The organism is Paracoccus sp. Ld10 (assembly GCF_045064235.1).
GTDB lineage: Bacteria > Pseudomonadota > Alphaproteobacteria > Rhodobacterales > Rhodobacteraceae > Paracoccus.
Genome location: NZ_JBISHD010000031.1, coordinates 318,456 through 338,746, shown reverse-complemented (window position 1 = coordinate 338,746; position 20,291 = coordinate 318,456). Strand labels below are relative to the sequence as shown.

Annotated in this window: 21 protein-coding genes; 9 read left to right on the top strand and 12 right to left on the bottom strand. The window is 66.0% G+C overall.

Annotated features, from left to right (window positions below; genetic code table 11):
- Nucleotides 1-16 precede the first annotated feature (16 nt).
- Nucleotides 17-1,024: a GTP 3',8-cyclase MoaA gene (moaA, locus tag ACJJVR_RS13785; protein WP_405405394.1), complete on the top strand. Its 1,008-nt coding sequence runs from the start codon at nucleotides 17-19 to the stop codon at nucleotides 1,022-1,024.
- Nucleotides 1,025-1,090: 66 nt separating this feature from the next.
- Here the strand turns inward: moaA and ispG are convergent, their stop codons facing one another.
- The 5 genes from ispG to ACJJVR_RS13760 form a co-directional block, all read right to left on the bottom strand.
- Nucleotides 1,091-2,224, bottom strand: coding sequence for a flavodoxin-dependent (E)-4-hydroxy-3-methylbut-2-enyl-diphosphate synthase (gene ispG, locus ACJJVR_RS13780; RefSeq protein WP_405405392.1), 1,134 nt, complete (start codon nucleotides 2,222-2,224; stop codon nucleotides 1,091-1,093).
- Between the two features lie 62 nt (nucleotides 2,225-2,286).
- Nucleotides 2,287-2,949 carry a thiamine diphosphokinase gene (locus ACJJVR_RS13775; protein ID WP_405405391.1) on the bottom strand — a complete coding sequence of 221 codons (663 nt, stop codon included), beginning with the start codon at nucleotides 2,947-2,949 and terminating at the stop codon, nucleotides 2,287-2,289.
- Complete coding sequence (locus tag ACJJVR_RS13770; RefSeq protein WP_405405390.1) at nucleotides 2,949-3,158, bottom strand: DUF2842 domain-containing protein; 210 nt, start codon at nucleotides 3,156-3,158, stop codon at nucleotides 2,949-2,951. The genes ACJJVR_RS13775 and ACJJVR_RS13770 overlap by 1 nt, the downstream gene beginning before the upstream one ends.
- 87 nt (nucleotides 3,159-3,245) lie before the next feature.
- A complete protein-coding gene (locus ACJJVR_RS13765) occupies nucleotides 3,246-4,538 on the bottom strand; it encodes an adenylosuccinate synthase (RefSeq protein ID WP_405405389.1) in 1,293 nt (430 codons plus the stop codon).
- A 101-nt stretch (nucleotides 4,539-4,639) separates the two neighbouring features.
- Nucleotides 4,640-4,855, bottom strand: a complete 216-nt coding sequence (locus ACJJVR_RS13760; protein WP_405405387.1) for a SlyX family protein — start codon at nucleotides 4,853-4,855, stop codon at nucleotides 4,640-4,642.
- Between the two features lie 58 nt (nucleotides 4,856-4,913).
- On the opposite strand from ACJJVR_RS13760, the gene hisS reads away from it, so the two are divergent.
- From hisS to hisG, 3 genes are read left to right on the top strand one after another with little or no spacing between them, the layout of a single operon-like run.
- Nucleotides 4,914-6,401 (top strand): histidine--tRNA ligase, encoded by a 1,488-nt coding sequence (gene hisS, locus ACJJVR_RS13755; protein ID WP_405405386.1) that lies wholly within the window; start codon nucleotides 4,914-4,916, stop codon nucleotides 6,399-6,401.
- A complete protein-coding gene (locus tag ACJJVR_RS13750) occupies nucleotides 6,398-7,459 on the top strand; it encodes an ATP phosphoribosyltransferase regulatory subunit (RefSeq protein WP_405405384.1) in 1,062 nt (353 codons plus the stop codon). Before hisS ends, ACJJVR_RS13750 begins: the two co-directional genes overlap by 4 nt.
- The gene (gene hisG / locus ACJJVR_RS13745; protein ID WP_405405383.1) at nucleotides 7,456-8,157 is read left to right on the top strand and encodes an ATP phosphoribosyltransferase; all 702 of its coding nucleotides are present in this window, start codon (nucleotides 7,456-7,458) and stop codon (nucleotides 8,155-8,157) included. Before ACJJVR_RS13750 ends, hisG begins: the two co-directional genes overlap by 4 nt.
- 479 nt (nucleotides 8,158-8,636) lie before the next feature.
- Here hisG and ACJJVR_RS13740 read toward each other — a convergent pair whose 3' ends face one another.
- Nucleotides 8,637-9,536 carry a nickel/cobalt transporter gene (locus ACJJVR_RS13740; protein WP_405405381.1) on the bottom strand — a complete coding sequence of 300 codons (900 nt, stop codon included), beginning with the start codon at nucleotides 9,534-9,536 and terminating at the stop codon, nucleotides 8,637-8,639.
- Nucleotides 9,533-10,198: a DUF1007 family protein gene (locus tag ACJJVR_RS13735; protein WP_405405380.1), complete on the bottom strand. Its 666-nt coding sequence runs from the start codon at nucleotides 10,196-10,198 to the stop codon at nucleotides 9,533-9,535. Before ACJJVR_RS13735 ends, ACJJVR_RS13740 begins: the two co-directional genes overlap by 4 nt.
- 154 nt (nucleotides 10,199-10,352) lie before the next feature.
- Here ACJJVR_RS13735 and ACJJVR_RS13730 point away from each other — a divergent pair, with 154 nt between their 5' ends.
- From ACJJVR_RS13730 to parE, 3 genes are all read left to right on the top strand, one after another.
- Complete coding sequence (locus tag ACJJVR_RS13730; RefSeq protein WP_405405378.1) at nucleotides 10,353-11,312, top strand: alpha/beta fold hydrolase; 960 nt, start codon at nucleotides 10,353-10,355, stop codon at nucleotides 11,310-11,312.
- Between the two features lie 64 nt (nucleotides 11,313-11,376).
- Nucleotides 11,377-12,036 (top strand): glutathione S-transferase family protein, encoded by a 660-nt coding sequence (locus ACJJVR_RS13725; protein ID WP_405405376.1) that lies wholly within the window; start codon nucleotides 11,377-11,379, stop codon nucleotides 12,034-12,036.
- Between the two features lie 103 nt (nucleotides 12,037-12,139).
- A complete protein-coding gene (gene parE, locus ACJJVR_RS13720) occupies nucleotides 12,140-14,101 on the top strand; it encodes a DNA topoisomerase IV subunit B (RefSeq protein WP_405405374.1) in 1,962 nt (653 codons plus the stop codon).
- Here the strand turns inward: parE and ACJJVR_RS13715 are convergent.
- Nucleotides 14,098-14,826, bottom strand: coding sequence for a hypothetical protein (locus tag ACJJVR_RS13715; protein ID WP_405405373.1), 729 nt, complete (start codon nucleotides 14,824-14,826; stop codon nucleotides 14,098-14,100). The genes parE and ACJJVR_RS13715 overlap by 4 nt on opposite strands.
- A 4-nt stretch (nucleotides 14,827-14,830) precedes the next feature.
- The gene (gene hemF / locus ACJJVR_RS13710; RefSeq protein WP_405405371.1) at nucleotides 14,831-15,697 is read right to left on the bottom strand and encodes an oxygen-dependent coproporphyrinogen oxidase; all 867 of its coding nucleotides are present in this window, start codon (nucleotides 15,695-15,697) and stop codon (nucleotides 14,831-14,833) included.
- Between the two features lie 62 nt (nucleotides 15,698-15,759).
- Here hemF and ACJJVR_RS13705 point away from each other — a divergent pair, with 62 nt between their 5' ends.
- Nucleotides 15,760-16,176: a hypothetical protein gene (locus ACJJVR_RS13705; protein WP_405405369.1), complete on the top strand. Its 417-nt coding sequence runs from the start codon at nucleotides 15,760-15,762 to the stop codon at nucleotides 16,174-16,176.
- Here ACJJVR_RS13705 and ACJJVR_RS13700 read toward each other — a convergent pair.
- Genes ACJJVR_RS13700 through clpS form a run of 3 tightly spaced genes read right to left on the bottom strand, consistent with a single transcriptional unit; the run spans nucleotide 16,173 to nucleotide 18,311 of the window.
- Nucleotides 16,173-16,979 carry an SDR family NAD(P)-dependent oxidoreductase gene (locus ACJJVR_RS13700; RefSeq protein WP_405405368.1) on the bottom strand — a complete coding sequence of 269 codons (807 nt, stop codon included), beginning with the start codon at nucleotides 16,977-16,979 and terminating at the stop codon, nucleotides 16,173-16,175. The two genes, ACJJVR_RS13705 and ACJJVR_RS13700, sit on opposite strands and share 4 nt — an antisense overlap.
- Entirely contained in the window at nucleotides 16,976-17,989 is a 1,014-nt protein-coding gene (locus tag ACJJVR_RS13695) for a methyltransferase (protein ID WP_405405366.1), read from the bottom strand. The genes ACJJVR_RS13700 and ACJJVR_RS13695 overlap by 4 nt, the downstream gene beginning before the upstream one ends.
- 4 nt (nucleotides 17,990-17,993) lie before the next feature.
- Complete coding sequence (clpS, locus tag ACJJVR_RS13690; RefSeq protein ID WP_405405364.1) at nucleotides 17,994-18,311, bottom strand: ATP-dependent Clp protease adapter ClpS; 318 nt, start codon at nucleotides 18,309-18,311, stop codon at nucleotides 17,994-17,996.
- Nucleotides 18,312-18,582: 271 nt separating this feature from the next.
- On the opposite strand from clpS, the gene ACJJVR_RS13685 reads away from it, so the two are divergent.
- Complete coding sequence (locus ACJJVR_RS13685; RefSeq protein ID WP_405405362.1) at nucleotides 18,583-20,265, top strand: serine hydrolase; 1,683 nt, start codon at nucleotides 18,583-18,585, stop codon at nucleotides 20,263-20,265.
- Nucleotides 20,266-20,291: the final 26 nt, after the last annotated feature.

Genomic DNA, 20,291 nt, shown 5'->3' with positions numbered 1-20,291 from the left:
CGCCTAGATTACGGGGATGGACATGCACCCGCCCCTGATCGACCCGTTCGCCCGCCCCATCACCTATCTGCGGGTGTCGGTGACGGATCGCTGCGATTTCCGCTGCGTCTACTGCATGGCGGAACACATGCAGTTCCTGCCCAAAGCCGACCTGCTGACGCTGGAGGAGCTGGACCGCCTGTCGACCGCCTTTATCGGCCTCGGCGTGCGCAAGCTGCGCATCACAGGGGGCGAACCGCTGGTCCGACGCGGTATCATGGGCTTTTTCCGCAACGTGTCGCGGCATCTGGGCAACGGCCTGGATGAACTGACCCTGACCACGAACGGCAGCCAGCTGGCACGCCATGCCGCCGAACTGGCCGATATCGGCATCCGCCGCGTGAATGTATCGCTGGATACGTTGGATGCGGACAAGTTCGCGGCGATCACCCGGTGGGGCCGCCTGCCCCAGGTGCTGGAAGGCATCCGCGCGGCCACCGCCGCGGGCCTGCGGGTCAAGATCAACGCCGTCGCCCTAAAGGGCGTCAACGACAGCGAACTGTTCGATCTGGTCCAATGGTGCGGCGACGAAGGCCACGACCTGACCTTCATCGAGGTCATGCCCATGGGTGAAATGGGAGAGGAGAACAGGCTGGACCAGTACTGGCCGTTGTCCGACCTCCGCGCGCGGCTGGCCGAGCGGTTCACGCTGCTGGATCTGGCCGAACGCACGGGCGGTCCGGCGCGCTATGTCACGCTGACCCAGACCGGGCAGAAGATCGGCTTCATCACGCCGCTGACCCATAATTTCTGCGAAAGCTGCAACCGCGTCCGCGTCACCTGCACCGGAGAGCTGTTCATGTGCCTGGGTCAGGAGGACAATGCCGACCTGCGCGCACCCCTGCGTGCCAGCACCGACGACGCAGCCCTGCGCCAGACGATCCGCGCGGCCATCGCGCGCAAGCCCAAGGGCCACGATTTCGACTATTCCCGCCAGAATATCGCAGGCCAGATGACCCGCCACATGAGCCATACCGGCGGGTGATCCCCCGGCGCGACCCGCGGGGGGTCCGGGGGGCGCCAGCGCCCCCGGCCGTTGCGGGACGCAATCTTACTGGGCGGCGGCTTCCGCGGCGCTCGCCTCGGCGTCCAGAACCTCGGCGCGCTCTTCGACCAGGCGGACGATGTGATCGACCATCTGATCGTTCGACAGCTTGTGGCTCTGTTTGCCGGCCATATAGACCATGCCCGACCCAGCCCCGCCGCCGGTGAACCCCAGATCGGTCATCAACGCCTCGCCAGGTCCGTTCACGACACAGCCGATGATCGACAGGCTCATCGGGGTCTTGATGTGCTCCAGCCGCTTTTCCAGCGCCTCGACGGTTCGGATCACATCGAAACCCTGCCGCGCGCAGCTGGGACAACTGATGATCTGAACGCCACGCGTCCGAAGCCCAAGCGACTTCAGGATCTCAAAGCCGACCTTGACCTCCTCGACCGGATCAGCTGACAGGCTCACACGGATCGTGTCACCGATCCCCATCCACAACAGATTGCCCAAACCCACCGCCGATTTCACCGTCCCGCCGACAAAGCCGCCGGCCTCGGTGATGCCCAGGTGGATCGGCGCGTCGGTCGCCTCGGACAGCTTCTGATAGGCTGCCGCTGACAGGAACACGTCGCTGGCCTTCACGCTGATCTTGAACTCGTGGAAATCGTTATCCTGCAGGATCTTGATGTGGTCCAGCCCGCTCTCGACCATCGCGTCGGGGCACGGCTCGCCATATTTTTCCAGCAGGTGCTTTTCCAGACTGCCTGCGTTCACGCCGATGCGAATCGAGCAGCCGTGGTCCTTGGCGGCCTTGATGACCTCGCGGACGCGGCTTTCGTCACCGATATTGCCGGGGTTGATGCGCAGACAGGCGGCGCCGGCCTCGGCGGCCTCGATCGCGCGTTTGTAGTGGAAATGGATGTCCGCGACGATCGGCACCGGGCTTTCCCGACAGATCTCGCGCAGCGCATGCGTGGTCTCCTGATCGGGGGCGCTGATGCGCACGATGTCGGCGCCCGCATCGGCGGCGGCGATCACCTGCGCCAGCGTGGCGCGGACGTCATGGCCGTTGGTGTTGGTCATCGTCTGCACGCTGATCGGGGCATCGCCACCGACCGGGACGTTGCCCACCATGATCTGGCGCGACTTGCGGCGCTCGATGTTGCGCCAGGGACGGATCGGGTTTAGCGACATGGGCAGCCTCCGGGGGTTCGCCCATCAGATAAGCTATGCAGGCCGCCACGACAACCGCCCCCTCAGCGTCCCATCGCGGTCAGCACCGTTCCCAGACAGTCACGGGGCAGCATCAGCAGCATCGGCCCATCCATGCGCAGACTGACCAGCCCCGTCGCCCGGTTCGACGTGCCGACCCTCTGGCCCGGCGCGAACTCGATCCCGTTGATGGGCCATTCCAGCCCCTGGCTGCTGCCACGCGCTGGCCCCATCGGGTACAACGACACACGCGTTCCGGGCATCAACGGCAATGTCAGACGCGGCGGGCACACCATGACCACGTCGTCGCTGGCAAGCATGACCACCCGCGGCATGCCGGGCTGGACCATGACCGTCAGCGCGGCCAACGTGTGATCCAACCGCAACCCCGCAAACCCCACCGCCATCACCAGCGGCGCGTCGATTCGCCCCAGGCATTTTGCGAAATCCGTACTGTCCTGCTCAGATATTTCCAGCACCCGGGCTGCGGGTACCGACCGCCGCGCCGGGTCGGAAATGCTGTCCAGATCGCCGATCACCCAGTCCGGCGCATGCCCCAGAGCCAGCGCGCTGTCCGCCCCGCCATCCGCTGCAACCAGTAATGGTGCAACCGACAACGAAACCGCCAGATCGATGGGCGCAACCATGCCGCCGCCGATCACGGTAACCCCGCGCGGATGGTGGACCGGCCGACGCGGGTCCGCCATCAGCCCTTGCCGACGCCCCGAAAGACGCGCTTGAACGGCAGCGCCCACACCACGCCAAGCGCGATATAGATCAGCAGTTCCACCCAAATCGGCTGCCGCCCGAACCGGCCATCCAGCCAGTTCATCAGCGACACCGCCACCACGACATAGGCAGGCATGCCGATCACCAAAATCAGGATGGACAGCCGCTTGCGGGTCTTCAGTTCCATGTCGTCGCGCTCTTTCCTCGGTGTTCCCGCACGCGCCCCAAGGGGGTCCGGGGGACAGGATGTCCCCCGGCACGTCGCGGGACGCAATCAGTCGGCAAACGGGTCGGTCACCAGGATCGTATCGTCACGCTCCGGGCTGGTGGACAGCATCGCGACGGGGCACTGAATCAGCTCCTCGACGCGGCGCACGTACTTGATCGCGGCCGCGGGCAGGTCGGCCCAGCTGCGCGCCCCGGCGGTCGATTCGTGCCAACCGTCCATTTCCTCATAGATCGGGCGCACCTTGGCCTGCAGCGCCGCCGCCGTCGGCAAATAGTCATAGGTCACGCCGTCGATCTCGTAACCGGTACAGATCTTCAGCGTGTCGAACCCGTCCAGCACATCCAGCTTGGTCAGGGCGATGCCATTGACGCCGCTGATCGCGCAGGTCTGGCGCACCAGAACCGCGTCGAACCAGCCACAGCGCCGCTTGCGGCCCGTGACGGTGCCGAACTCGTGGCCCCGCTCGCCAAGCCGCTGGCCGTCGGCGTCATCCAGCTCCGTCGGAAACGGACCCTCGCCCACGCGGGTGGTGTACGCCTTGACGATGCCCAGCACGAACCCGATCGCGCCCGGTCCCACGCCGGTCCCTGAGGCCGCGGCCCCCGATGTCGTCGTCGACGACGTCACATAGGGATAGGTCCCGAAATCGATGTCCAGCAGCGACCCCTGCGCGCCCTCAAACAGGATGCGTTTACCGGCCTTGCGCGCGTCGCCCATGATCTTCCAGACGGGCTGGGCATAGGGAAGCAGCTTGGGCGCCACCTCCATCAGCTTGGCCTTCAGCTCGGCGCGGTCGATGGGCGTGGCGCCCAGACCCGCGCGCAGCGCGTCGTGATGGGCCAGCAGGCGGTCCAGACGCGAATCCAGCGTCTCCTCGTCGCCCAGGTCCGCCACGCGGATCGTGCGGCGGCCGACCTTGTCCTCATAGGCAGGGCCGATGCCGCGCCCGGTGGTGCCGATCTTGGCCTTGCCGGCGGCTTCCTCGCGCAGCTTGTCCAGGTCCTGATGCAGCGGCAGGATCAGCGGCGTGTTCTCCGCGATCATCAGGTTCTCGGTCGAGATTGCGACGCCCTGCCCCGCCAGCTTGTCTATCTCCGAAAACAGCGCCCAGGGGTCCAGCACCACGCCATTGCCGATCACCGCCAGCTTGTTCTCGCGCACGATGCCTGACGGCAACAGCGACAGCTTGAACACCTTGCCGCCGATCACCAGCGTGTGGCCGGCATTGTGGCCGCCCTGAAAGCGCGCGATGACGTCGGCGCGTTCCGACAGCCAGTCGACGATCTTGCCCTTGCCCTCGTCGCCCCACTGGGCTCCGACAACCACAACATTGGCCATGAGCGATCCTTTTCGTTGTCCGAAGTTCTTTTCAGCCCGGCATTAGCGCATCGCGGGTGTCGGGGAAAGCCGCTTTGTCCGCAACCCGCCCGCAGGCCCGATCAGTAATGCGGCGGCCGCTGGTCGGCCAACGCGACGCTGCCCGCCGCATCGGCCTGACGTTCGGCCTCGGCATGGGTCAGGCGGTCGATACGGGCGGTCAGGCGGATCAGGTCGCGGTCCTGGCGGGCGATGACCTCGGACAGCTCGTCCGTCAGGCGGGTCAGGTGGGCCAAAGCCTCCTCCAGCTGATGCAGGCGGTCCTGCTGCTTGTCCATGTCGTCACCTTCCGTTACAGCGGCACCTGAATATGGGCCCGAAAAGGCGACTGATACCATGGCAAAAGACAAGAAGCAGCCCCGTCCCAAGGCCGAGACGCCCAAGGGGTTCCGCGACTATTTCGGACAGGACGTGACCGAACGGCGCGACATGCTGGACCGTATCGCACAGGTCTATCACCGCCATGGCTTCGACCCGCTCGAGACCAGCGCCGTCGAGACGGTCGAGGCCCTGGGCAAGTTCCTGCCCGACGTGGATCGCCCGAACGCGGGCGTCTTTGCCTGGCAGGAAGAGGCGGTTCCGGGCATCAGTGGCGGCGGCGCGGGCAACTGGCTTGCGCTGCGCTATGACCTGACCGCGCCGCTGGCGCGCGTCGCGGCGCAGTATCGCAACGACCTGCCCAGCCCGTACCGTCGCTTTGCGATGGGTCCGGTATGGCGCAACGAAAAGCCTGGGCCGGGCCGGTTCCGGCAGTTCTATCAATGCGACGCCGACACGGTGGGATCGGCATCGGTCGCAGCGGATGCCGAGATCTGCGGCATGCTGGCCGACGCGCTGGAGGCCGTGGGCATCGATCGCGGCGATTATCTGGTGCGGATCAACAACCGCAAAGTCCTGAACGGCGTTCTGGAGGCCGCCGACGTGCGCGAGGATCAGGCCGAGGACGTGCTGCGCCAGATCGACAAGTTCGACAAGGTCGGCCGCGACGGCGTCCTGGCCCTGCTGACCACTGGTCGTCTGGACGACAGCGGCGCGCGCATCGACGGCGTGGGTCTGTCCGAGGGACAGGCGGCCCCGGTGCTGGCCTTTCTGACCTCCAAGGGCGCGGATAATGCAGCCACGCTGGAGAACCTGTCGGCGGCGGTGGGCGGATCGGCCATCGGCGCCGAGGGCGTGGACGAGCTGCGCCAGATCGCCGGGATGCTGGCCGCGATGGGCGTGACCGAGGATCGCGCCGTCATCGATCCCGCCGTGGTCCGCGGCCTTGGCTATTACACCGGCCCGGTCTTCGAGGCCGAGCTGACCTTCGAGATTCTGGACGAAAAGGGCCGCAAGCGGCAGTTCGGGTCGGTCGCGGGCGGTGGCCGCTATGACGGCCTGGTCGAGCGTTTCACCGGGCAAAAGGTCCCGGCGACGGGCGTCAGCATCGGCGTCGACCGCCTGCTGGCAGCACTCCGCGCCAAGGGTCTGGCCGGGGCCCAGGCAGCCGGTCCCGTGGTCGTGACCGTGATGGACCGCGAGCGCATGTCTGATTATCAGGCGATGGCCGCCGACCTGCGCGCCGCGGGCATCCGCGCCGAGGTCTATCTGGGCAACCCCAAGAATTTCGGCAATCAGCTGAAATACGCGGATAAACGCGGCGCGCCCGTCGCGATCATCCAGGGCGGTGACGAGGCCGAACGCGGCGTCGTGCAGGTCAAGGATCTGATTCTGGGCGCAAAGATCGCGGCCCAAGCCACTGTCGAGGAATGGAAATCCCAGCCCGCCCAGACCGAGGTCGCCCGCGCCGACCTGGTCGCCGAAGTCCGCAGGATCATCGGATGATCCCGAAACAGGCGAAACAGGCGGTCGGTCAACGGCTGCTGTCGCGGTTCCGCGACGCCGGCGCGACAGAGATCGCGCCCGACATCCTGCTGCCCGCGGGCGACCTGCTGGACCTGTACGGAGAGGACATCCGCGCCCGCGCCTATGTCACCCCCGACCCGATCCGCGGAGAGATGATGTTACGCCCCGATTTCACCGTCCCGGTGGTTCAGGCGCATATGCAGAACGGCGCCGACCCCGCCCGATACTGTTATCTGGGAGAGGTGTTCCGCAAGCAGGACCCCGGCAACACCCGCCCCGCCACGCCGCGCGACCACGAATACCTGCAATGCGGGTTCGAGTTGTTCACCCGCGACCCCCAGGCCGATGCCGAGGTATTCGCCCTGTTCCACGACGCGCTGGCCCCCCATGACCTGCAGGCACGCATGGGCGACATGGGGCTGCTGCTGGACGCGGTGCGCGGCCTGCCGCTGACCGATGCGCGGGCGGTGGCGCTGCTGCACCACGTCTGGCGTCCGGGCCGGTTCGCGCGGCTGCTGGCACGCTTTTCCGCGCCCTCGGTGGCGCGGTGTTTCCCCGAGGCGACCGCGCCCTGGGCCGGAATGCGGTCCGAAGACGAAATGATCCGGCGCATCACGCGCCTGCAATCGGATGCGGCAGTGCCGCCGCTGGCGCCGGTGTGGACCGAACGGCTGGACCGCCTGTTCGCCCTGCGCGCCCCTGCCCCGTTGGCGTTGGCGGCGCTGGCCGATCTGGCCTGCGACATGCCCGCGATTGCCCCTGCTGTCACCCGCGTGCGGGCGCGACTGGACGCCATCGCCGCGCGTGGGATCGATCTGCAGACGGTGATTTTCGACGCCAGCCATGGGCGTACCACGATGGAATATTACGACGGTTTCACCTTCACCTTTCAGGCGGACCGGGCCGGATGGCCCCCGGTGGCGTCGGGTGGGCGTTACGACGCGCTGACCCGCGTGCTGGGGCGCGGTCGTGAAATTCCTGCCGTGGGCGGCATCATCCGCCCCGGTCTGGTGGCCGAATTGGAGGCGGGGGCATGATCCGGCTTGGTGTACCGTCCAAGGGGCGGCTGATGGAGCAGACCTTTGACTGGTTCGCAGACCGGGGCGTGCGCCTGTCGCGGGCCGGTTCCGAACGCGAATACGCGGGCCGGGTCGAAGGGATCGAAGGCGTGTCGCTGGTCCTGCTGTCCGCAGGAGAGATCCCGCGCGAACTGGCCGCCGGCCGGATCGACCTGGGCGTGACCGGCACCGATCTGGTGCGAGAGAAGCTGGCCGGGTGGTCGACGGATCTGGTCGAACTGGCCCCGATGGGGTTCGGGCATGCCGACCTGATCCTGGCCGTGCCGGATTGCTGGCGTGATTGCACGGATCTGGACGATTTCGCCGCGGTCGCTCGCGATTTCAGGGCCAGCCACGGCTTCCGTCTGCGCATCGCCACAAAGTACCACCGGCTGGTCCGCGCGTGGCTGTCCGACCACGAGGTTGCAGATTATCAGCTGATCGACAGCCAGGGCGCGACCGAGGGGACGGTCGCCAACATGACTGCCGAGGCGATCGCCGACATCACCTCGTCGGGCGAAACGCTGCGGGCCAACAACCTGCGCGTTCTGGACGAACAGCCGATCCTTCGATCACAGGCGACACTGTTTGCCAATCGTGCGGCGATGGGCCAGGCGATGGACATGTTGATTGCACAATTGGACCTGAACGCGACAAATACATCTGCACGCGCCTGACACGCTGATCGGCGGTCCACCCATGTGGGCGACAGGATGATGGATCGCGGCCAGCAAGGTGCGCTGGATCGATCCGCACCCGTGCCTGCGAACTGACAGCGCCGCGAATTAAGTGGCGCCGATGGGCGCGCTTGTTTGCGCGGCCAATGGAAAATCAGGCGCGTAGGGTGGGGAACAGTCTTTGGCCCGACATGATTTAGGCACCGTTTTTGACGGTGCGACCGCTGCGCGGCAGTGCCATGACGATTTTCCGCTCCATCACGGCGCTTGATCGCAAATGCCCCGGACGTTTTGTGGCCGATGAACCACAGATCGGGATTAGTGTCGCCGATGACCCGCAATGCCACCAGATGCGGTCATCGGCGTTCTGTGCCGAACGGTTACGGGGGACATCGCAGGGCGATCAAGGTCGACCCGATGCGACAGTGCCATTTGCTGTGGAACGCGGGCCTGTGCGAGAGGCGCATGGACAGACGCGGTCATCGCGACGCCAGCAGCACCGCCATGGAAATCGCGGCAATCAGCGCCCCTGCACCCATCTGCATCGCGCCTGGCAACCAGCGCGCGGCCACGGCCCAGGGGCCATGGTCGGGCAGCAGGGCAAAGCTGCCCCGTCGCGCCCAGACCGCCAGACAGGCGACAGCGACGGTGACCATCGCGGTTCCCATCCCCATGGCAATGGCCCCAAGGATGCCCATGCCGAAAATGTCCATGCGCCAGGTCAGGATCAGCAGGAACAGCGCCCCCGTGCAGGGTCGCAGCGCAATGCCCGCCACGACGAGCAGCCCGTCGCGCAGGGACCGCGTCTGCGCCACTTGTGACGGCGTGGGACCGTGCGCGTGGCCACAGCCGCAGGCATGGTCATGATGGTGACGATCGGCCCGCGCCTGTGCGCGCAGCATCGCCACCCCGCGCCACGCCAGCCACAATCCGACCATGCCGACAAGGGCGGTGCTGACCTGAACCATTACGACCTCTGACAGGTCGGTCAGGGTTTCACGCCCCAGGTCCAGGACGGTGATGCCCCCCCAGACCAGCGCAATCGCCGTACCCGCCTGTGCCAATGACGATGCGACCGACAGCCCCGCCAACCGCGCCAGCGGTACCTGCGCGCCAAAGCCATAGCTGCCGATGATCACCTTGCCGTGGCCGGGTCCGACCGCATGCGCGACGCCATAGGCAAAGCACAGGCCCAGCAACGACATGACCGCCCCCGGCTGGCCCGACCGCAACGCCCGCAGGGCTCCGGCCATCGCGTTCTGCACGGCGCGCTGTTGATCGGTGGCCCACCGTTCGATCCCGGTCAGGCCGCCGCTCAGCCACAGCGCCATCAACATCAGGCCGACGACCAGCCCGGTCAGGGCGACGGCGCGTATCATGACTGCAGACCACAGCGGACCTGTACCGAATCCGCACCGGTGGCGCCGATATCCACGGTGATCAGGTCTGCTTCCTCAGCGCTTTCGCCATCGCCCAGGGCCTCGCCCACGGCGCGGGCATAGGCGTCGGAGGCGGCATAGGGATCGCCCATGCGCAGATCGGCCGTGCAATCGGTCCGGGTGATGGCCGGGGGTTCGGGAACGCTGAACTGGACATAGTATTCAGGGTCATAGACCTTGATCGTCAGCGGCACGTCCCCGTCCAGCGGCGTGGCCAGCGGCCGCACATGGGCCGAGATCAGCCGCCCATCCTGATAGCGCGCGGCGAAATCCTGTGGCCCGTCAAGGGCCGGACGGCCGCTGTCCGTCTCCAGATACAGGCGCCCGTCAAAGCCGGGTTCCCAATCGGCGTCGAAACCCTGCAACGCGGCCTGTTCGTCGGGGGTCAGCACACCGTCGCCGTCGGGGTCCAGCCCCAGATCCTCAATGATCAGCAGCGAATAGAATTCGTCATAGGCCCATTCGACCGCCAGATGGGTCAGCGCGCCGGACGCGTCATGGCGCAGCGACAGGCCCGCGTCGATGAACACATGCGGATGGGCCAGCGCCCCAAGCGGCGCGGCGATCAGCAGGGTGGACAGGCAAAACACACGCGGCGTCATCGGCAGGGTACCTTGGCAAGGACAGCCGTTCCAGTTACCCGCGCAGCACCCGGCTTGCAAATCACCGCTTTGCCAGCCGGGCGGAAAACCACCTGCACGGCGCAACTCTGGCATGGTTCGCAACGTGTCTGGCACAGGAACAGGGGCTGACCGCATGAAACGACGCGCATTCACGATGGCAGGACTGGCGCTTGCCCTGACCGGCTGCGGACGGATCGTCAACGCCCGCGCCACCGCGCGCGAAACAGCGTTCGAGGCCGAATTCCCCCCCACCGGCCAGCTGATTCAGGTGCAGGGCCGCACCGTCCATGTCGACATCCGCGGCAGCGGTCCCGACCTGATCCTGTTGCATGGGGCCAGCGGCAACAGCCGTGATTTCACCTTTGCATTGGCCGACCGGCTGGCCACACGGTACCGGGTACTGGCCTTTGACCGGCCGGGGCTGGGATGGACGGATGCCATCGGCGAACAGACCGACAACCCCATTGCCCAGGCCGAACTGTTGCGCGCCGCCGCAGATCAGCTGGGCGTCCGCCGCCCCGTCGTGCTGGGGCACAGCTATGGCGGTGCGGTGGCGATGGCCTGGGGCCTACGCGCGCCGGGCGCTACGGCGGCGCTGGTGATCGTGTCGGGGGCCACGATGCCGTGGCCCGGCGATCTGTCGGGATGGTTCGCGTTTCTGGACACGCCGCTTGGCGACCGGGTTGGTCCGCCGCTGTTGACGGCACTGGCGCCGGTGTCGCTTGGGGATCGGATCATGGCCGACATCTTTCAGCCGCAGGCGGTGCCGGCGGGCTATTCCGATTACATCGGCGTGGGGCTGGCCGCGCGGCGCGGCAACTATCGCGCGAACGCGGCACAGATCACCGGGCTGCGCCCCTATCTGCGCGCCATGGCGCCCGGCTATCCACGGCTGACCCTGCCGGTCGAGGTGATCCACGGGGGACGCGACACCATCGTGCCCGCCGGCATCCACGCCCTGCCCCTGTCCGATGCGCTGCCCAATGCCGCACTGACGATCCTGCCCGATCAGGGCCACATGCCCCAGCATGGCGATCCGCAAGCGATCATCGACGCGATCGATCGCGCCGCGGCGCGCGCGGGCATCCGCTGACGGGGGGCTTGCGGCGCGCGCGCGCGCGTCCCAATGTGGCCGCCGAACCAATCCGGGGGCCATCATGCTGACCATCCACGGCGTCACCCGCTCGCGCGCATCGCGCGTCGTGTGGCTTTGTCACGAACTGGACCTGCCCTTTCGGCAGGTGCCCGTCATCCAGGCCTATCGCATCGGCAATGCCGACGCGCCCGACGCGCCCCCCAACACCCGCAGCCCCGATTTTCTGGACCTGTCCCCCGCAGGCGCCGTTCCGGTGATCGAGGACGAGGGGTTGGTGCTGTCCGAATCGCTGGCGATCACCCTGCATCTGGCGCGCAAACATGGCGGCCCCACCGGCCCCCAGGATTACGCCGAAGACGCGCTGATGACCCAGTGGTCCGTCTATGGCGCGACCGCGATCGAACCCGACGCGCTGACCATCATGATGCTGCACAATCGCGGCACGCTGCAATCGGCCGATGACGTCGGCATCGTCGCGGACGCGTCCGAACGGCTGGTCCGGCCCCTGAAGGTGCTGGAGGATCATCTGGCGACCCACGCCTATCTGGTCGGGGGACGGTTCACCGTGGCCGACCTGAACCTGTCCGAGATCGTGCGCTATGCCCAGGGGCACGGCGCGCTGATGGAGGGGTTCCCCGCGATCCGCGCATGGCTGTCTGCCTGTCAGGATCGTCCGGCGTTCCAGGCGATGTGGGCCGCCCGCATGGCAGAGCCTGAATAGGCGGCGCAATCCTTTGGGTCGGGGCGCGCGGGGGACACAACCCCTTGCCGCCCGCCCCTGCGCCATGAGATAAGCGCCACGATCCAAATCAGCGAGCGACCCCATGGCCGACGACCTTCTTTCCGGCAACGCCGCCAGCGACGCCTATTCCGCATCCTCCATCGAGGTGCTGGAGGGGTTGGAGCCTGTGCGCAAGCGCCCCGGCATGTATATCGGCGGCACCGATGAACGCGCGTTGCACCATCTGGTCGCGGAAATCCTGGACAACTCGATGGACGAGGCCGTGGCGGGCCACGCCACCCGGATCGAGGTCGAGCTGCAGGCCGATTTCAGCGTCGTCGTACGCGACAACGGTCGCGGCATTCCCATCGACCCGCACCCCAAATTCCCCGGTAAATCCGCGCTGGAGGTGATCCTGTGCACGCTGCATGCGGGGGGCAAGTTCTCGGGTGACACCTATCAGACGTCGGGCGGTCTGCACGGGGTTGGCGCGTCGGTCGTGAACGCGCTGTCGGACCTGATGGTCGTGCAGGTCGCGCGCAACAAGGAACTGTTCGAGCAGCGTTTCTCACGCGGCATCCCGCAGGGGCCGGTGGCCAAGATCGGCGCGGCACCGAACCGGCGCGGCACCACCGTGACGTTCCACGCTGACGAAGAGATCTTTGGCCATCACCGCTTCAAGCCCGGGCGGCTGATGAAGATGGTGAAATCCAAGGCCTACCTGTTCAGCGGCGTCGAGATCCGCTGGAAGACCGAGATCGACGATGGCGAAACCCCGCGCGAGGCCACGTTCCATTTCCCCGGCGGTCTGGCCGATTACCTGACCGAGACGCTGTCCGGGGCCAGCACCTATTCCGACCGCCCGTTCTCCGGCAGCATCGATTTCAATGCGAAGTTCGGTGTTCCGGGCAAGGTGGACTGGGCGATCAACTGGACGCCTGCGCGCGACGGCTTCATCCAGTCCTATTGCAACACCGTCCCCACGCCCGAGGGCGGCACGCACGAGATGGGGTTCTGGGCCGCGATCCTGAAGGGCATCCGCACCTATGGCGAACGCGTCAGCAACAAGAAGGCCGCCCAGATCACGCGTGAGGATCTGATCATCGGCGGCTGTGCATTGGTCAGCTGTTTCATCCGAGAGCCGGAATTCGTGGGCCAGACCAAGGACCGCCTGGCCACGACCGAGGCCGCGCGCCTGGTCGAGGGTGCGGTGCGCGACCATTTCGACACCTGGTTGGCATCCGACACGAAATCGGCCGGCGCGATCCTGGATTTCCTGGTGCTGCGCGCCGAGGAACGCCTGCGCCGCCGCCAGGAAAAGGAAACCGCCCGCAAGACGGCCACCAAAAAGCTGCGCTTGCCCGGCAAGCTGGTCGATTGCAGCGCCACCAACCGCGACGGGACCGAACTGTTCATCGTCGAAGGGGACAGCGCCGGTGGATCGGCCAAGATGGCCCGTGATCGCACCAAACAGGCCCTGCTGCCGCTGCGTGGCAAGATCCTGAACGTACTGGGTGCGGCGTCGTCCAAGATGGGCGCGAACCAGGAAATCAACGATCTGTGCCAGGCGCTCGGCGTCAACATGGGCACGCGTTTCAACGTCGACGACCTGCGCTACGACAAGATCATCATCATGACCGATGCCGACGTTGACGGCGCGCATATCGCATCGCTGCTGATGACGTTCTTTTTCACGCAGATGCGGCCGATGATCGACAAGGGGCACCTGTATCTGGCCTGTCCACCGCTGTACCGGCTGACCCAAGGGGCGCAGCGCCTGTATGTGTCCGACGACGCGGAAAAGGAAAAGATGATGGCCAAGGGCCTGGGCGGTCGCGGCAAGATCGACGTCCAGCGGTTCAAGGGACTGGGCGAGATGGACGCCAAGGATCTCAAGGACACGACCATGAACCCGCTGACCCGCAAGCTGATCCGCGTCAGCATCGACGACGACGAAGGCGGAGAAACCGGCGACCTGGTCGAACGCCTGATGGGCAAGAAACCGGAGTTGCGGTTCGAATACATTCAGGAGAATGCGCGGTTCGTCGAGGAACTGGACGTTTAGTCTGCTGAACGGAAAGGACTGCGCAGGAACTTTGGGTATATCGTGCCCAGATCTGGCAATCGACTGTTTCGGCTCAGGGGGACACCCATATATTCCTTCGTGAAGGCCGCTTTGCGTTCATCATGGGCAGTTTTCCCGAAGTACAGCGCACGTAGGAACCCAAGTTCGTGGAAACGGTCCGCAGGCCAGGTGACTATGTGCCGCTCGAACTCGGATGCGTAAATTTGTTCCAACAGGTCGCCCATGCCCTGCAGGACGATTTCGATGTCCTGCATGCTGGTCCAGCCTACCTCCGAACCTTGCCTGAGTGAATCGACATCCGTATGTGCCAGGTGCTTGTCACGGCGATCGCGAAGAACCTCCGCGCGCTCGCACAGCCTAATGCGCGCGAAGGTAAAGGCGGCTGTCCGGTCAGAGGGAGGAAGACTGGCAATAAGAAGGTCGAATGTCAGGTTTCTGTACGGCGTCCGACCCGCCTTCCGCGGGTCAAGAAGTCGGCAGATGCCAAGTACGATGACATCAAAAAGTGCGTCGTCCATGACACCTGCGACTGTCTGAGACGCGTTCCTCAGAACAGCCACACGCTCCGGGTCTGAGTACAGTCCGACATAGATGCGCTGCTGGGTTCTGAGGATGGCAAGTCTGCTCCAGCAGAACGCGGCGATTGCCTCTGAAGCTTCGGTGCCGTCCAGATCATCGAGGTTCTCCCACGGGCGATCCTTCATACGCTCACACCCACTTTGCCAGGGGCGGCAGGCTCATCAGGACGGCATCGGCGTTGTGGCCGGTCTCCAGCCCGAACTTGGTGCCGCGGTCATAGACCAGGTTGTATTCGGCATAGAGCCCTCGGTGGATCAACTGAGCGTCCCGATCGGCATCGTCGAAACCCTGTGTCATGCGCGTCTCTGCCAGCGGCAGAAAGGCCGGCAGGAACGCCGCGCCAACGTCGCGGGTGAACGCGAAATCGGCCTCCCAATCCCCGGTGTTCAGATCGTCGTAAAAGATCCCGCCCACGCCACGCGCCCGCCCGCGATGCGGGATAAAGAAATATTCGTCCGCCCAACCCTTGAAGCGGTCATAGTAATCCGCCCCGTGGGCCGCGCAGGCATCGCGCAGCGTGTCGTGAAAATGCGCGGTGTCGTCCGCGTATTCGATGCAGGGGTTCAGGTCGGACCCGCCGCCGAACCACCATGCGCCGGGGGTCCAGAACATGCGGGTGTTCATGTGTACGGCGGGGGCGTGCGGGTTCTGCATATGCGCGACCAGGCTGATGCCCGATGCCCAGAACCGCGGGTCGCTCTCCATGCCGGGGACGCCGCGGGCGGCCATCGCGGCCTGCGCGCGGGGGGCCAGCGTGCCGTGCACCTCGGACCAGTTCACGCCGACCTTTTCAAAGGCACGGCCGCCGCGCATCACCGACATGATGCCGCCGCCGCCATTGTCGGCGCGTTCGGTGGGCGTCACCTCGAACCGGCCTGCGGGGGGGGCACCGGGGGCGCGATCCTCCAGCGCCTCGAAGGCGGTCGTGATGCGGTCGCGCAGGTCGCGAAACCAATCTGCGGCGCGGCGGCGTTGTTCGTCCATGGCGGGCCTCATTCGTGATTTGCCAGCCCCAGTCATCGCGACTAGCATCGCCTGCGTCCATAAAGAGAGCCGCCATGCGCCGCAACACCGCCCTTGCCCTTTGCCTTGCACCGGTCCTTGCGCTTGGCGCATGCGCCACGCCGCAGGAACGCTGCATCAGCCGGAACACCAGCGAATATCGCACCGTCAGCGGCCTGCTGGCCGAGGTCGAGGGCAATCTGTCGCGGGGCTATGCCTGGGACGAACGCCAGGTGGTGCGGTCACGGTTTGCGCAATGCGAACGCGTCACTCGCGACCACGAGGGGAACAGGCACATCACCACATACGGCTGCTGGCGCGACTATGTCGATGTCGAACGCTTTCGCGTGCCCATCGACCCCTCCGCGGAAACGCGCAAGCGCGACGGTTTAGCAGAACGCCAGGCGGCACTGACGCGCGGCGCGAATGCCGCGGTCACCGCATGCCGGGCGGCCTATCCCGCGGAAACCTAAAGAACCTGCGACGTGACGGGGTCTGCCAGGCTGCGGCCGCCGTCCACGGTCACGATCTGGCCGGTCACGAACCGCGCGCCATCGCTGACCAGGTAATGCACCGTCTCTGACAGCTCTTCGGCCGGGGCGATGCGGCCCAGGGGGGTGCCCGCGATGATCTGCGCGCGCTGGTCGGGATTGTCCTTCAGCGCGCATTGCAGCTCATGCGACATCACGCTGCTGAAGCTGACGCCGTTCACGCGGATGCGGTGCGGCGCCAACGCCAGCGCCAGCCCGCGCGTCGCCTGTTCCTGGGCGGCACAGGCAATGGAATACCCCAACATCGACGGGATCGGTCGCCGCGCGGCCAAGGTCGAGATGTTCACGATCGACCCGGTCTGTGCACCGGGATCCTCTCCCTCTGCTTGGCGGATCATGCGCTTGGCGACCATTTGCGACAGGCGCAGACCTGCCAGCATGTTCTGGCGCAGCATCTCCTCCAGGGCGTCCATGTCGGTGTCCAGCGGATCGCTGCCCCGGACGAAACGATGGGCGTTTACCAGGATGTCGACGCGGTCAAAAGCATCCAGCGTCGCGGAAAGCAGGTTCGCCATGGCCAGCTTTTCCGACATGTTGCCGACGAAATGGCGGACCTGGCTTTCTTCGCCCGCATAATCGGACACCGCCGATTGCAACGCCTGTTCATCACCATCCGCGAACATCACCGATGCGCCCCGTTCCGCCAGATGCCGCGCGATGGCCAGCCCGACGCCACGCGCAGCCCCGGTGACGATCGCCGTCTTGCCTTGAATCGACAGTGTCACCGCCGCGATCCCTTGCTCCGGACCGTCGCGGTGCCCTTGCCCGCTGCGGTCGCCTCGATCACCTTGAAACGGGTGTCACCGGCGATTTCATGGACCTGACCAAAGTGCTGGGCCAACGCCGATTCGTAGGGCAGATGACGGTTTGCCACCATCCACAGCCGGCCCGCGCCGGTCAGGATGCGCGCCGCAGTGGCGATGAAATCTGCACCAAGCCGGGGGTCGGCCTGCCGCCCCTCGTGGAACGGCGGGTTCATGATGACGCCATTCACCGGCTCGCGGAGGGCAAAATCGCGCGCATCCGCCCAATGGAAACGTGCCCGGGGGTCGGTCACGTTCCGCCGTGCCGATGTCAGGGCGGCATGGTCCGACTCGACCAGATGCAGTTCGGCGATGCCGGGCCGGGCCAGCGCATGCGCCGACAGCCACCCCCAGCCCGCGCCCAGATCCACCACGCGGGTCGGCATCTTGGGCGGCAGATTATCCGCCAGCATCCGTGACCCAGGATCGATGCCATCCGCCGAAAAGACGCCCGGCAGGGTCACGAATCCCGGCTCGACCTGACGCTCGGACGCTGTCCAGTCGGCGGGCAGGCCACCTTCGGGTACCGTGACCTGAAAAATCTTGCCATGCGCCTTGCTGATCACGTCGCGCACCTCGGCGTGGCCGCGCAGTTCCTTCAACAGGGAATCGACACCGTCGGTCTTTTGACCGTCGACCCAAAGGGCCGCGCCGGTCGGTAGATGCCCCGCGGCTATTGACAGGCGCGCACGCGCCGCGGCCTTGGCACGGGGCAACCGAACGATGGCCGCGTCAAAACGGCCCTGCGCATCGGTCTGCACGTCGAAACCGCGCGCGGTCAGGTCGCGATGGTCGGGGAAGTTTCCCTGAACAATCGTCAGCTGATCGGCGTTCAGTGCTGATAGATCATCCGTGGCGGTGGCGCCGATGAACAGCACCCGGCCTCCGGGATGGCCATCCGGAAAGGCCAGCTCCAGTCGTGATTGGGTCAAGCGATTACTCTTTTTCCATGGTACATTGCAGGGGATGTTGCTGACGTCGGGCCAGTTCCATCACCTGGGCGACCTTTGTCTCGGCCACCTCGTGTGAAAATACGCCGACCACGGCCAGTCCCCGGCGGTGCACGGTCAACATGATCTCTATCGCCTGTGCGTGGGTCATGTGGAACAGCCGTTCCAAGACATGGACAACAAATTCCATCGGCGTGAAATCGTCGTTCAGCAACATGACCTTGTACATCGGCGGCCGCTGCGATTTCGCGCGCGGCTTGACCGCCAGATCGGATTGATCATCGGGGTTGTCGGGTTCGGTCATCCAGTGCGTCATCGGGCTGCGGTCGTTCCTGAATGCGGAGGCGAGGACGTGGGCGCTGTCGCCATCATGCGAAATATAGCGCAAACGCGCCCGGATGAAAGCCCCCCGCGCTGAAGCGCCGCGACTCGGGGTATGGGCACCCCGCCAACAGTGCAGACAAAATTAGCGCGATTGCCCGGTTTCAAGGTGAAAAGACCCGTGCTATTATAAGTTGATTAACGACGGACGTGCGACAAACGACGCGTCCGCTTGAGGCAGAGAGACAGCGACAGTGACCCGATTTACCCATGCCTTCCGGCTGCTTTGTCATGCCGTCCTGGCCGTTGCCCTGTTGGGCCTGCCGGCCGCCGCGGCGCCTTTCGCGGCATATGTGATGGACGCCCGGACCGGGCAACCCATCTATCGCCAGAATTCGGATACACGACTGCACCCGGCCTCGCTGACCAAGATGATGACGCTGTACATGGCGTTTTCGGCCATCGAACGCGGGCAGGTGCGGCTGGATTCCAAATTCACCATTTCGAGCAAGGCCGCGAACGAGCCACCCTCCAAGCTGGGCCTGCGCGCAGGCCAGCAGATCGAACTGCGCTATCTGCTGCGTGCAGCCGCGATCAAGTCGGCCAATGACGCCGCCACCGCCATCGGCGAAGGCCTCGCAGGGTCAGAGCAGGCCTTTACCCAGCAGATGACACAGATGGCGCGCGCTCTTGGCATGAATAACAGCCAGTTCCGCAACGCCCACGGCCTGACGACCGAAGGCCATTTCTCGACCGCGCATGACATGAGCGTTCTGGGGCGCCATCTGTTCTATGACTTCCCCCAGTATTACAACCTGTTCTCGCGCCGCTCGGCCGATGCCGGAATCGCCCAGGTCGCATCGACCAACCGCCGGTTTCTGGATGCCTATTCCGGGGCGGACGGGATCAAGACCGGATATACACGGGCGGCGGGGTTCAACCTGACCGCATCGGCGCAGCGCGGCAACCGCCGCCTGATCGCGACCGTGTTCGGTGGCACATCCACCGCGCATCGCAACCAGGTGATGACCGAACTGCTGGACAGCAGCTTTACCCGCATTCCCGATCGCGTCCGCGAGGTCCGGCCGCAGGCGCCGCGCATGCTGGTCCAATCGACGACACGCCGGGCACAGGTTGCCGCCAGTCCGGCCGCGACCCAGGCGGAACCACAGCGCCTGGTGCTGCAGGCGTCGCCCCCGCCAGCAACACGGCCTGCCGCTGCGGCCTCGACGCTGGTCGCTGCGGCGCCAAAGGTCGACCTGACCGAGGCGCTGCGCCTTGCAGGTGCAACCGCACCCGCCGCCGCGGCACCGGGCGCTGCGCTGGCCAGCAGCGTGCGCCCGCGTGCGCGCCCCGGATCGGCATCCCCGGCCCCCGAGGCCATCCAGCAAGCGTTGGCCACGGTCGTGGCGTCCGACGATGCGCCGGCACAGCAGGCCAGCCTTGCGGCACCCGTCCTGGCCGGATCCGCCCGGCCCGCGCCCTCTCCCCGGCGCACGGCCAGCATTGCCGCGGTCGCACAACCCGATCCCGCCCCTGCGGCCACCCCCGAACCGCAGATGCGGGCCGCCCCCGGAACGCTGTCGCTGGACAGTTCTGCGGCACCCAAACCGCGGTCCGAAACCGTGATCCTTGCTGCGATGGGTGAAGGCGACCTGAGCAACCCCGAGGCGCTTGAGGTCGTACGCCGACCCACGGACAGTGGTCGCAACTGGGGCGTCAGCCTGGGATTGTATCCCTCGCAGGCCGAGGCCGACCGACTGCTTCTGGGTCTGGCGCTGCAGGACGGCAACCTGTTCGGTGCGGCGCGCCGTCACGTTTCAAACACCAATCGCGGGTTCGAGCCGCAATTCGGCAACCTGTCAAAGGGGCATGCCGAACTGGCCTGCGAACGAATGCAAAGCCGGTCGCAGCCCTGCAAGGTTATCGGCAACTGATCCCTTTGCGTGACTGATAAGACGCC